This is a genomic window from Marivita cryptomonadis, assembly GCF_002115725.1.
Classification (GTDB): Bacteria; Pseudomonadota; Alphaproteobacteria; order Rhodobacterales; family Rhodobacteraceae; genus Marivita; species Marivita cryptomonadis.
Genome location: NZ_JFKD01000002.1, coordinates 84,969 through 97,316 on the forward strand (window position 1 = coordinate 84,969; position 12,348 = coordinate 97,316).

Consider the following 12,348-nt stretch of genomic DNA (forward strand, 5'->3'; position numbering starts at 1 on the left):
CAAGACGGGGTTCGGTGCGCCATCTACGCTCAGACTTCCCGGTAAACTCGACAGGAGACGCAAATGATCGAACTTGGACAAAGCCCCGCACCGGCTGACCTGATCAAGGACGTTTCTCAGGATGCGTTCATGGCTGAAGTGGTCGATGGCAGCATGGAAACGCCAGTCATCGTGGATTTCTGGGCGCCCTGGTGCGGCCCCTGCAAGACCCTTGGGCCACAGCTCGAGGCGGAAGTGACAAGCGCACGCGGCGCGGTCAAGATGGCCAAAGTCAATGTCGATGAGGCGCAGGGACTTGTTCAGGCGTTGGCGCAGCAAGGCTTGCCGATCCAGTCCATCCCGACGGTCGTGGCCTTCGTCAAGGGACGCCCGATCGACATGTTCCAAGGCGCGCAACCGGCCTCTGAAATCAAGGCTTTCGTGGAACGTGTGGTCAAGGCGGCTGGAGGCGATGCCAGCGGTGGACTGGATGACGCTGTCGAGGCCGCGGAAGAGATGCTTGAAGCTGGTGCTGCGGTGGATGCCATGCAGACCTTCGCAGCCGTTCTCGAAGAAGATCCTCTGCACGTGCGCGCTTATGCCGGGCTGGTACGTTGCGCACTTGCTGCGGATGACCTTGAACAGGCCGAAGCCATTCTGAACGGTGCCCCTGCCGAGATTTCCGGCAAGCCGGAACTGGAAGCTGCTCACGCGCAATTGGAGCTTGCCAAACAAGCAAGTAATTCCGGCCCTGTGGCAGAATTGCAAGCGGCGGTTGAGGCGGATCCGGACAACCACCAAGCACGTTTTGACCTCGCGCAGGCTCTATATGCCAAGGGCGATGGACAGGCTGCGGTGGACCACCTGCTCGAGTTGTTCCGACGGGATCGTGAATGGAACGATGCCGCTGCCAAGACGCAGTTGATGACCATCTTCGAAGCGCTCAAGCCGAATGACCCAGTGGCTTTGAACGGACGTCGTAAATTGAGCTCGATGATATTTGCCTGAACGGTTCGTCAGACTACGTCCGTTGTTATGACAAGAGTCACTGAATTGCCGGGGTCTATCCCTGTGTTTCCGTTGCCCGGGGCGCTGTTGCTGCCCCGCGCACGGCTTCCGTTGCATCTGTTCGAGCCGCGCTATCTGCAAATGCTTGAAGATGCTATGAAAACGCCTGACCGACTGATCGGCATGGTACAACCAAATGCACGGCCCAATGGTGACAAGGACGCGCTGCAGCGCATCGGCTGCGCCGGACGCGTGACCCAGTTTTCCGAAACCGAAGATGGCCGCTATATGATCACCCTTTCGGGGATATCGCGGTTCAGGGTGGGTGACGAGATCGAGGGCTTCACGCCATACCGACGGTTCGAGGTGAACTGGGATGGCTTCGACCGGGATCAGGGTGGGCCCGAACATGATCGGAGCTTTGATCGTGATGGTTTTCTTAACCTTCTAGACCGGTATTTCGCAGCTCGTGATCTGTCGGCGGATTGGGCCACGCTCAAGGATGCGGACGACGAGCTTTTGATCAACTCGCTGTCCATGCTTCTGGATTTCGAGCCGGAGGAAAAGCAGGCTTTGCTGGAAGCCCCTTCGCTGTCCACACGGCGGGAAACGTTGGTTACCCTGATCGAATATGCCCTGCGCGGTGGCCAGTCCGAGGATATCTTGCAATGAGCGAAACTCCGGGGTTCGATCGGAAAATGCTTGAGGCTCTGGTATGCCCGCAAACCCAAGGGCGACTGGAATATGATGCCAGTCGTCAGGAGCTGATCAGTCACTCCGCGCATTTGGCCTATCCCATCCGGGATGGCATCCCGATCATGCTGATCGACGAAGCGCGCGAGATCGACTGAAGGTCTCAAGTTGAATTGACAGGCTTCTTGCCCTGCGATACCTCGCCGGTCTTTCAGGGACGCGAGAGGCAGGATGGCACGCAAACGCAAGGGTCGCGACATATCAGGATGGTTGGTGGTGGACAAACCCGCCGGCCTGACCTCGACAGCGGTGGTCAATAAGGTCCGTTGGGCGTTCGATGCCAAAAAAGCCGGGCACGCCGGGACGCTTGATCCTGAAGCCACTGGCGTGCTTGCCGTTGCCTTGGGTGAGGCCACCAAGACAGTGCTCTACATCACCGACGCTCTCAAAGCGTACGAGTTTACCGTACGGTTTGGACAGGCGACCCGTACGGATGATGCCGAAGGTGATGTGATCGCCACCTCCGACCTGCGGCCCAGTGATGACGACATCAAAGAAGCGCTGCACGCGTTCGTAGGCGACATTCTGCAAGTCCCGCCGCAATTCTCGGCGGTGATGATCGACGGCGAGCGCGCCTACAAACGCGCCCGTGACGGCGAAGAAATGGACATCGCCGCCCGCCCGCTTTTTGTGGATGAACTTACCCTTCTCGACCGACCGGATGCCGATCATGCGGTTTTGATGCTGGTCTGTGGCAAGGGGGGCTATGTCCGGTCCATCGCAAGAGACTTGGGCGCGGCTCTGGGCTGTTTGGGTCATGTCTTGCGCCTGAGGCGTATCTGGTCCGGCCCGTTCGATGCCGAAGATGGGATCAGCCTCGAGCAGATCGACGAATTGGCCAAAACGGCAGAGTTGGATGCTTATCTAAGGCCGCTGGAAGAGGGTTTGGCCGATCTGCCGGAATTGACCTGCACCCCGGAAGCAGCTGTAAAGCTGCGCAACGGCAATCCGGCGATGGTGATCGCATCCGGTGTCGAATATGGCGATGAATGCTGGGTCTCATGCGATGGCGCGCCGGTTGCGGTCGGACGCTACAAATCTGGTGAAGTGCATCCTTCCCGGGTGTTCGTTACGGCATGACGGGGCTGCCGGTAGCCGTCGCAGCAGGGTTGGTGCACAGGTCCCACATTGCCGACGGCTGCGTGTCCCGTGTCTGGTATTCACCCTGTGACCGATATCGGTATGCACTGTCCCGAACGTGGGACACAGATCAACCAGTGTTGTTGTTCATTATGCTCAATCCGTCCACTGCGGATGAACAGCGAAATGATCCGACCGTTGCACGCTGTGAAACCCGCGCCCGCAGCATGGGGTTTGGTGGTGTTATGATAGCCAACCTCTTTGCCTTTCGGGCAACCCGGCCTGACGACTTGAAGCGCGCGGACCATCCCATTGGATCAGCGAATGATGATATTCTGGATCACTGGTCGGCAAGCGCCGGGATGACGATTGCGGCATGGGGCGTACATGGTGGACACGAAGGTCGGGCCTACGATGTGGCGTCACGGCTTCGGGGACAGGTCCATCATCTGGGATTGACGAAAGACGGACATCCCCGACATCCGCTTTACGTGTCGTTCAAAACACAGCCAGTGTGTTGGCCGCACTCCGAGCGATATGTCATCGGTCAGTCTCTTTGAGTAAAGGGGGCAATCCGCCAGATCGAAACGTTTGGTTTACCGGGGTAGGCTATGTTGTGGACCTCATTGGTTAAGGTGTGGGTCCATGGGTTTGGCGTTTCAGATTGGTGCTCTGGCCCCTATTGTGGCTGTGGGTCTGGCGCTGATTGGCCGCCTTCCACGCCAAAAGTTGCAAGATTTGCCTGTTCCGCAAGACAAGCCAGTCGGCGCGTTGATGGTGTTTCAGCGCACGGGGCGCATTCACGAAAGGCCTTCCGAACTGTCGATCCCGGATCGGGTTTATTCGTTTGAAGATGCACAAGATCGGGTTCTTTCGATGATCACAGGCAAGAATATGTCACCTTCAACGCTCTCTTTGCGTCTGTGCGCAATGACTCCTTTTTGGACCGATGTGTTAGTAGAGGGCGACGTGATCGTACAGGTGCCCACAGCAGTGTTGACTGGCCGCAGCGCAGGGCGATACCGGCAGGACCATTGGTCCGGCGCTTAAGGCTTCCCATCACCATTTTTTTCGCCTATACGCCCGCATCCGCATGACGTGCGGAGATTCTCCATGGGCCTTGCTGGACGACATCCCGGCTTGTGCCATTCACACAAACCTTCGAAAGGAGACCCCGATGTCGATTACTGTCGAAGAAAAGAACCGCTTGATGAAAGAATTCGCCACCAAAGAAGGCGATACAGGTTCCCCGGAAGTGCAGGTTGCCATTCTGACCAGCCGCATCTCCACCCTGACCGAGCATTTTAAGACCCACAAAAAAGACAACCACTCGCGTCGTGGTTTGCTCAAGCTGGTTGCACAGCGTCGTAAGCTTTTGGACTACACCAAAGGCAAAGACGAAGCGCGCTATCAGGACCTGATCAAGCGTCTTGGCATTCGCCGCTAAGGCTTGTCGATATACGGTTTCGGAGGGGCTCGCTTTGCGGGCCCTTTTCTTTTTGCGCGCTTCGCCTTCGACCATGTATTGCGAAGATTTTGCGCCGGGTCACCCTTAAGCGTAGCGACAAAACGAAGTGTTTTCTTTGATCCCGATTTCCTGTAAGGCCCACCTATCTGAGACGTGACGCTTCGACCCTGGCGCATGACATGATGAAAGGGTCGGCGGCAATGGGGCCGCCATGAAAACGGGAGACCCGGAGGGCCGGGAGTGCTCCCATACAGGAAACGATGATGTTCAACATTTCGACGAAAAGCATGCAGTGGGGCGAGGAAACGCTCACACTGGAAACGGGCAAGGTTGCCCGTCAGGCCGATGGCAGCGTGATTGCCACCCTCGGTGAGACCTCGGTCATGGCCAACGTGACGTTCGCCAAGCAGCCGAAACCCGGTCAGGATTTCTTTCCGCTGACCGTCCACTACCAGGAAAAATACTATGCTGCCGGTAAAGTGCCGGGTGGCTTTTTCAAGCGCGAAGCGCGTCCGACGGAAAAAGAAACGCTGACCGCGCGTTTGATCGACCGTCCGATCCGTCCGCTGTTTGTGCCGGGCTTCAAGAACGAAGTTCTGGTGATGTGTACCGTTCTGTCCCACGATCTGGTCAATGACCCTGACATCGTTGCGATGATTGCAGCTTCTGCTGCGCTGACCATTTCCGGCGCGCCGTTCATGGGCCCGATCGCGGGCTGCCGCGTGGGTTATGTCGATGGCGAATACATCCTCAACCCCGAAGTCGAGGATATGGATCAGCTGCGCAACAACCCCGAGCAGCGGCTTGATCTGGTTGTCGCAGGCACCAAAGACGCCGTGATGATGGTGGAATCGGAAGCCTACGAGCTGACCGAGGAAGAAATGCTGGGTGCTGTGACCTTTGCGCATGAGCAAATTCAGCCTGTCATCGACCTGATCATTGACTTGGCCGAATCCGCAGCGAAAGAGCCGTTTGATTTCCAGCCGCCGGATTATGCCGATCTTTATGCCGCTGTGAAAGCTGCTGGAGAAGACAAGATCCGCGCAGCTTATGCGATCACCGACAAGCAAGAGCGGACAACTGCTTTGTCCGATGCCAAAACGGCGATCAAAGACGCGTTGACCGAAGAGCAGCTTGAAGATGCGAACCTTGGGTCCGCAATGAAAAAGCTCGAAGCGTCGATCCTGCGTGGTGACGTTGTGAAAACCGGCAAGCGGATCGACGGCCGTGCGCTGGACACAGTGCGTCCGATCGTTTGCGAAACCGGGCTTCTGCCGCGGACGCACGGCTCTGCCTTGTTCACCCGTGGTGAAACACAGGGCTTGGTGGTGACCACGCTGGGCACGGGCGACGATGAACAGATCATCGACGCGCTGCACGGCAACTACCGCTCCAACTTCTTGCTGCACTATAACTTCCCGCCGTACTCGGTTGGCGAAGCGGGTCGCGTTGGCCCTCCGGGACGTCGCGAAATCGGCCACGGTAAACTGGCATGGCGTGCGCTTCAGGCGGTTCTGCCTGCGGCGACCGACTTCCCGTACACCGTGCGCGTTGTGTCCGAGATCACGGAATCCAACGGCTCGTCCTCGATGGCGTCGGTCTGTGGAGGCTCTTTGTCCATGATGGATGCAGGCGTGCCGCTGAAATCCGCTGTGGCGGGTGTTGCAATGGGTCTGATCCTTGAAGAGGACGGCTCCTACGCGGTTCTGACCGACATCCTCGGTGACGAAGATCACCTTGGCGACATGGACTTCAAAGTGGCAGGGACCGAGAATGGTATCACCTCGCTGCAGATGGACATCAAGGTTGCGGGCATCACGCCGGAAATCATGAAAAAGGCCCTTGCCCAAGCCAAGGAAGGCCGTCTTCATATCCTCGGCGAGATGGCCAAGGCGCTCACAGGTGCTGCGGAATTCAGCGTTCACGCGCCGCGCATCGAGACCATGCAGATCCCGACCGACAAGATCCGTGAAGTGATCGGTTCGGGCGGTAAGGTCATCCGCGAGATCGTGGAAGTGTCCGGTGCCAAGGTCGACATCAACGATGACGGTATCATCAAGATTGCCAGCCCGAACGGCGAAGCCATCCAAAAGGCCTATGACATGATCTATTCGATCGTGGCAGAGCCGGAAGAGGGCCATGTCTACAAAGGCAAGGTCGTGAAGATCGTCGATTTCGGTGCCTTCGTGAACTTCTTTGGCAAGCGGGACGGCCTGGTCCACGTATCTCAGATCGAAAACCGTCGCCTGAACCATCCGTCGGATGTGCTCAAGGAAGGTCAGGAAGTTTTTGTAAAGCTTCTGGGCTTTGACGACCGTGGCAAGGTCCGCCTTGCGATGAAGATGGTCGATCAGGAAACCGGCGAAGAGCTGGCCCCCGAGAAAAAGACAGAGGACGCGGAGTAATCTGCAGCCAGCCAAGTCTTTGAAAGGAAAGCGCCTCTTTAAGAGGCGCTTTTTTTATTTTTTGCGCGACCTACATTTGGGTCGGGAAAATGGGGGATGTGTAATGTCTGTCTTGTTTGCCGAACAATCGCTGATGGAGACCGTGTTTGACGACTTTTCCGGAGATGCTGCCGCGCGGTGGGATTTTGTGGCCGACACCGTCATGGGTGGCGTTTCGTCTGGGCACATAGAGGTTGTCACCTCTGGTCCGTCGAAAGCCCTGCGTCTTTGCGGCGATGTCAGTACCAGAAACAACGGTGGTTTCGTCCAAGCCCGGCGTCGCTTCTCTGCGCGTTGGTCCGCTGAGGCAACCGGTGTGCGCCTGTCGGTCATTGGCAACGGTGCGCGCTATTTCGTCTTCCTCAAGACGCCGCATTTGTCGCGTGTCTGGCATTCATACCGCGCTCAGTTTGTTGCGGGTGACGGCTGGCAGGCCGTCGACATTCCGTTCAGCATGTTTGCACCGTCGCATATGGGCATGCCGGCCATGGTCGCCCCTTCGGATGTCAACAGCATGGCAATCGTGGCGTATGGGGATGACTATGACGCGGATGTCACGGTTCGCGAAATCAGGGTCTACTGAAAAAAAAGACCCCGGATAAAATCCGGGGCCAGGTCCAACAGGGAGGTGCATATGATAACCCGCATATGCGACGGGAACTGTTACCATTCAGATAAAAGATGTGCATGCCATGCTTCTTTGATCTGAATCAAAATAGACTAAGGTCTTATGACACGAGGCGATAACCGCCAGACTCTGTCACGAGCAACCGGGCGTTTGAGGGATCGGGTTCGATCTTCTGGCGCAGACGATAGATATGTGTTTCGAGTGTGTGCGTGGTCACGCCAGCATTGTAGCCCCACACCTCGTGCAGCAGTGTATCGCGCGCCACGACGCCGTCGGTGGAACGATAGAGAAACTTGAGGATATTTGTCTCTTTTTCTGTCAGGCGGATTTTCTTGTCGTCCTCTGTCATCAAGAGCTTCATTGAGGGCTTGAAGGTGTATGGCCCAAGCGTGAACACGGCGTCCTCGGATTGCTCATGCTGACGCAGCTGCGCACGGATACGGGCCAGCAGCACAGGGAACTTGAACGGCTTGGTGACATAGTCATTTGCCCCGGCATCAAGGCCAAGGATCGTATCAGCATCCGAATCATGCCCCGTCAGCATCAGCACCGGCGCCTTGACACCCTGCTTGCGCATCAGCCGGCACAGTTCGCGGCCATCGGTATCGGGAAGACCGACATCGAGAATGATAAGATCGTAAAGCTGTTCCTTGACCCGGCCCATTGCGGCAGTCCCGCAATCCGCCTCGAACACTTCAAAGTCTTCCGTCATCACGAGCTGTTCGGCCAAAGCCTCGCGCAGGTCGTCGTCATCGTCGACCAGAAGAATATTCTTGAGCTGTGCCATTGTGTTGTCTCTCCGTCGGTTTCAAGACAGATGGGCAAGACGTTGCGCGCGGGCAAGAATTGCTGCAAGTGTTTCACGGCCTCGTGTATGCAGGGGCCAAATGTTTCATAAATCGGGCCCATTTGTTGCAGATGACCCTAGTGAAAGACCCAAGGTTAGATGGCGCTGGCACCTGACATCACCGATCTTCTCGCCCGTGCGAGGGCAGATTTACGCATGGGGGTGCCGATTGTTCTGGGCAATACGCATGGCATTCTGGTGCTGGCGGTCGAGTCGCTTGAAGCCGACAGGCTGCAAGACGTGATCGCATTGGGGGCTGATGTTGATTTGGTGCTGACTGGGCGTCGCGCCGCAACGCTCAAGGCGCGGGCCTATGATGGTGATGTCGCGCGTGTGGCGCTCCCCAAGGACGCGACACTGCGTTGGGTTCAGGCGGTCGCTGATCCCGCTGATGATTTGTCCCATCCAATGAAAGGGCCGTTGGTAACCCGCCGCGAAGGCGATCCAACACTGCATCGTCTGGCAGTGACGCTCGCCAAATCCGCGCGACTTTTGCCGGCGGTGCTCGTTGCGCCCCTGCCTGACCCCAAGACGTTTGCGGCTGAACATGCGCTAACTGTGCTTGATCCGGCTGCGGCAGCGCCACGATTGGGCGCTTCGGTTGTTTTTGACAGCGTGGTGTCGGCGCGGGTGCCGCTGCGTGCGGCGCAAAATGCGCGTTTGCATGTCTTCCGACCCGAGGACGGATCGGAAGAACACTACGTGATAGAAATCGGACGCCCGAACCGGGCCAATCCCGTGCTCTCACGGTTACACTCGGCGTGCTTTACCGGAGATCTCTTGGGCAGCCTCAAATGTGACTGCGGTCCGCAATTGAACGGCGCGTTGGCGGCGATGGGGGCCGAGGGCGAGGGCATACTGCTTTACCTGAACCAAGAAGGGCGTGGGATCGGGCTTGCCAACAAGATGCGCGCCTATGCGCTGCAGGATCAGGGCTTTGATACGGTCGAGGCAAATCACCGCCTTGGCTTTGAAGATGATGAACGGGATTTCCGCATCGGGGCCGAATTGCTGCGCAAGTTGGGCTTCAACGCGGTTCGGCTGATGACAAACAACCCGGCCAAGATTGCGATGATGGAGAAGCAGGGTATCACTGTTGCTGAACGCGTACCCTTGAAGGTTGGGGAAAACCCGCACAATACCGACTATCTGGCCACTAAGGCGCGTAAGTCGGGGCATCTTCTGTGACGCGGCACGACATGGTTCTGACCCGTCAGGGGCTGCGATTCATGGGGCGGCTGTGGCCCTGTACCATCGGCAAGGGTGGCGTCCTTGCGAACAAGCGTGAAGGCGACGGCGGAACCCCTGTTGGGATGCACCGGATCGTCGGGCTGCTCTATCGTCCTGACCGCATGGCCCGGCCGACCGACTGGGCGGTGCCGATCAGGCCCGGTGATCTCTGGTCTGATGATCCGACCCATGAAGACTATAACCTCATGGTTCGGGCACCGTATCCTCATAGCCACGAAACCCTACGCCGGGCAGATCCGCTTTATGATCTGGTTCTGCTGACTGACTGGAATTGGCCGCGCGCCGAAAAGGGGCGTGGCTCTGCGATCTTTCTGCACCGCTGGAGGCGTCCGGGCTATCCCACTGAAGGCTGCGTGGCGTTTCGTCCCGATCACCTACGCCGCATCGCGCGTCTGATCCGCTATGACACACGTTTGGTCGTGCCTGCATCATTGACCTGAGCCGCGAGGCATTACATCCGGTGACATGATTGTTCAGAACCGTCTTTCCAACTGCACCCTCTGTGCCGACCGCTTTGCCGCGACTGCGACCCGCCATCGTCCCAAGCCCGTAGTCTGGTTTCGCGCTGGAGCGCGACTGCTGATCTGTAGCCAAGCGCCGGGGATGCGTGCGCACACCAGCCGCATTCCGTTTGATGATCCCTCTGGGGACCGCCTGCGCGATTGGCTCGGGCTGGACAGCAATGCGTTCTACGACCAAACCCGTGTTGCGATTGTACCGATGGGGTTTTGCTTCCCCGGCTATGATGCCGCGGGCTCGGACCTGCCGCCGCCCGTGATCTGCCGTCGGACGTGGCATGACGAGGTGTTGGACCATGTTGGCACAGTGCCTTTCAAACTGGTCGTCGGGGGGTATGCGCACAAGTATCACCTGCGCACAAAGGTTGGGGTCACGGATACCGTGCGTGCGTGGCGCGACCATTGGCCTTCGGTTCTGCCCTTGCCGCACCCAAGCTGGCGCAATACGGCTTGGATCAAGAAAAATCCGTGGTTCGAGGCCGAGGTACTTCCTGCCCTGCGGGCCCGGGTTCAAGAGGTGATGGCATGACGTTGCAAACCCCATTGGACCACGCCCATGCGGCGATGGAAGCCGACGCTGATGCAGATGCGCCGCGCCTGCGGTTTTATGACAGGCTGGCCGAAGCAGAGCTGTTTCTCATGCTTGCGCGCGAAGCCGAAGGCGATCAGGCAGAACCGGAACTCTTCGATCTGGGCGATGCACGGTTTGTGCTGGTGTTCGACACCGAAGAGAGACTGGGCGCATTTTCTGGCCGCGCCGTACCCTATGCTGCTTTGTCAGGCCGCTCGATTGTCGGCATGCTGGCCGGGCAGGGGATCGGCATCGCGCTGAACCCCGAAGTTGCTCCGTCGTCGATTCTGTTGCCGTCCGAGGCGGTGGATTGGCTGGCGGAGACCGTGGCCCAAGGCCCATCCGAAGCCGAGGCACGTCCGGAAGAGCTGCGCGCGCCCGGTGCACTTCCTGCTGGATTGCTGGAAGCGATCGACGCCAAGCTGCGCACAGCGACCGGATTGGCGCGGAGAGGATATCTGGCCGAAGTGGTCTATGACAGTGGTGTGCGTGGGCATCTTATCGGCTTTACGGGCGCAGTGCCGGGGGCAGAGGGCGCCTTGGCGCGCGCCATACAGGAAGCGCTGGTGTTTTCCGGTTTGGAAGCCGCCGCGCTTGATGTGGTGTTCTTGCGAGACAGTGATCCGGTCACAGCGCAATTGGCGCGCGTCGGGTTGCGGTTCGATCTGCCGGAGCCTGAAGTGCCAGCACCGGTGGAGCGTGTGGCGCCAGGGGGCAATCCGGACAAACCGCCGATCCTGAGATAAACAACCTCCGTCAACGAAGGTTGCAAAACCGATGGATCAATTCTGCCCCCGCTCTTGCCGGAATGTTGGTAGGCCGTCATCTGCGCGCGGTGTCGCTTCCCAGATCGCGCGCGCGATGGCGCGTGCCATGCAGACAGACGCGAAATGTCCGAGCAGGGGCATGATGTCCTCTGCAGGAGGGCCGCGTCGGGCGGTGCTGGACGCGAAGATCAGATCGCCATCATAGGGTGTGTGCGCAGGCACAAGTGCCCGTGCGAACCCATCATGCGCCGCCGTGGCCAGACGTTTGCATCCGGCTTTGTCCAATGCGGCATCGGTGGCAACGATGCCGATGGTGGTGTTGCCATGCTGTGCCATTGCGGCTGTCTTGCGACTAGGGGGCAGAGGTTGGAGGTTTGCTGCCGGATCCGGCCCCAGCCCACCGAACTCCGAGCCGATCTCGAACGGCGCGGCCCAGAAGTGTTTGCCGCTTGGAGTTGTTGCGCTGCCCAACGCGTTGACCACCACAAGCGCGCCGATTGTTGTGCCGTCCGGCAGGACCAGAGAGGCCGACCCCAGCCCCCCTTTATGTTGCGCATCCGTTGCCCCGGTGCCTACGCCTGCGGTGCCGAGGGTGAAATCCCGTGTTACAGCTGACAGAGCTATGCGCCCCAGACCCGGATAGGGGTTTTCCGTCCAGCCCTTCTGACCATTGTTCAGCAGATCGAAGATGATCGCTGCCGGCACAATCGGGACGCGGGCGGAATGCACCTGAAACCCACGCCCTTGCATGGCCAGCGCGTCCATCACGCCTTGTGCCGCGGCAAGGCCAAATGCCGACCCGCCCGAGAGGACAATGGCGTCGACGCCGGGGACGGTTTTGTCCGGTTCCAGCAGGTCTGTGTCGCGCGTGCCCGGAGCGCCGCCCATCACGGCGTAGCTTGTTGTCATTGGACCGTCCTCTGACAGCAGAACCGTGGTGCCGGACTTGAGGTCATCGTCCTGAGCGTTGCCAACTGCCAGACCGGCGACATCGGTGATCAAATTGCGGGGACCGGGCGTCATTTTGATGTACC

At 58.7% G+C, this 12,348-nt stretch carries 15 protein-coding genes; 13 read left to right on the forward strand and 2 right to left on the reverse strand.

The genetic code is table 11. The features are described 5' to 3' along the window. Positions 1-63: 63 nt before the first annotated feature. The 9 genes from MCRY_RS02200 (at position 64) to MCRY_RS02240 (ending at position 7,315) form a co-directional block, all read left to right on the forward strand. Positions 64-987, forward strand: a complete 924-nt coding sequence (locus tag MCRY_RS02200; RefSeq protein WP_085627848.1) for a thioredoxin family protein — start codon at positions 64-66, stop codon at positions 985-987. 27 nt (positions 988-1,014) lie between these two features. Next, complete coding sequence (locus MCRY_RS02205; protein WP_085627849.1) at positions 1,015-1,659, forward strand: LON peptidase substrate-binding domain-containing protein; 645 nt, start codon at positions 1,015-1,017, stop codon at positions 1,657-1,659. Continuing rightward, on the forward strand, positions 1,656-1,838 hold the full coding sequence (locus MCRY_RS02210; RefSeq protein ID WP_085627850.1) for a Trm112 family protein: 183 nt from the start codon (positions 1,656-1,658) through the stop codon (positions 1,836-1,838). Before MCRY_RS02205 ends, MCRY_RS02210 begins: the two co-directional genes overlap by 4 nt. Before the next feature lie 73 nt (positions 1,839-1,911). Then, positions 1,912-2,820, forward strand: coding sequence for a tRNA pseudouridine(55) synthase TruB (gene truB, locus MCRY_RS02215; protein WP_085627851.1), 909 nt, complete (start codon positions 1,912-1,914; stop codon positions 2,818-2,820). Then, on the forward strand, positions 2,817-3,380 hold the full coding sequence (locus tag MCRY_RS02220; protein WP_138487767.1) for a DUF1643 domain-containing protein: 564 nt from the start codon (positions 2,817-2,819) through the stop codon (positions 3,378-3,380). Before truB ends, MCRY_RS02220 begins: the two co-directional genes overlap by 4 nt. A gap of 85 nt (positions 3,381-3,465) precedes the next feature. Next, positions 3,466-3,870 carry a hypothetical protein gene (locus MCRY_RS02225; RefSeq protein WP_085627852.1) on the forward strand — a complete coding sequence of 135 codons (405 nt, stop codon included), beginning with the start codon at positions 3,466-3,468 and terminating at the stop codon, positions 3,868-3,870. A gap of 127 nt (positions 3,871-3,997) precedes the next feature. Next, complete coding sequence (gene rpsO, locus MCRY_RS02230; RefSeq protein WP_085627853.1) at positions 3,998-4,267, forward strand: 30S ribosomal protein S15; 270 nt, start codon at positions 3,998-4,000, stop codon at positions 4,265-4,267. A 284-nt stretch (positions 4,268-4,551) separates the two neighbouring features. Beyond that, the gene (gene pnp / locus MCRY_RS02235; protein WP_085627854.1) at positions 4,552-6,693 is read left to right on the forward strand and encodes a polyribonucleotide nucleotidyltransferase; all 2,142 of its coding nucleotides are present in this window, start codon (positions 4,552-4,554) and stop codon (positions 6,691-6,693) included. A gap of 103 nt (positions 6,694-6,796) precedes the next feature. Next, positions 6,797-7,315: a CIA30 family protein gene (locus MCRY_RS02240; RefSeq protein ID WP_085627855.1), complete on the forward strand. Its 519-nt coding sequence runs from the start codon at positions 6,797-6,799 to the stop codon at positions 7,313-7,315. A 145-nt stretch (positions 7,316-7,460) separates the two neighbouring features. Here the strand turns inward: MCRY_RS02240 and MCRY_RS02245 are convergent, their stop codons facing one another. Then, positions 7,461-8,147, reverse strand: coding sequence for a response regulator transcription factor (locus MCRY_RS02245; RefSeq protein ID WP_085627856.1), 687 nt, complete (start codon positions 8,145-8,147; stop codon positions 7,461-7,463). A 159-nt stretch (positions 8,148-8,306) separates the two neighbouring features. On the opposite strand from MCRY_RS02245, the gene ribA reads away from it, so the two are divergent. The 4 genes from ribA to MCRY_RS02265 are packed head-to-tail and all read left to right on the forward strand — an operon-like array spanning position 8,307 to position 11,293. Next, entirely contained in the window at positions 8,307-9,395 is a 1,089-nt protein-coding gene (gene ribA, locus MCRY_RS02250; protein ID WP_085627857.1) for a GTP cyclohydrolase II, read from the forward strand. After that, positions 9,392-9,898, forward strand: a complete 507-nt coding sequence (locus tag MCRY_RS02255) for a L,D-transpeptidase family protein (protein ID WP_085627858.1) — start codon at positions 9,392-9,394, stop codon at positions 9,896-9,898. Before ribA ends, MCRY_RS02255 begins: the two co-directional genes overlap by 4 nt. 25 nt (positions 9,899-9,923) lie before the next feature. Further along, complete coding sequence (locus MCRY_RS02260) at positions 9,924-10,505, forward strand: uracil-DNA glycosylase family protein (RefSeq protein WP_085627859.1); 582 nt, start codon at positions 9,924-9,926, stop codon at positions 10,503-10,505. Further along, on the forward strand, positions 10,502-11,293 hold the full coding sequence (locus MCRY_RS02265) for an SseB family protein (protein WP_085627860.1): 792 nt from the start codon (positions 10,502-10,504) through the stop codon (positions 11,291-11,293). The genes MCRY_RS02260 and MCRY_RS02265 overlap by 4 nt, the downstream gene beginning before the upstream one ends. Positions 11,294-11,329: 36 nt before the next feature. Here the strand turns inward: MCRY_RS02265 and MCRY_RS02270 are convergent, their stop codons facing one another. Next, complete coding sequence (locus MCRY_RS02270) at positions 11,330-12,337, reverse strand: P1 family peptidase (protein ID WP_085627861.1); 1,008 nt, start codon at positions 12,335-12,337, stop codon at positions 11,330-11,332. Between the last annotated feature and the right edge of the window lie 11 nt (positions 12,338-12,348).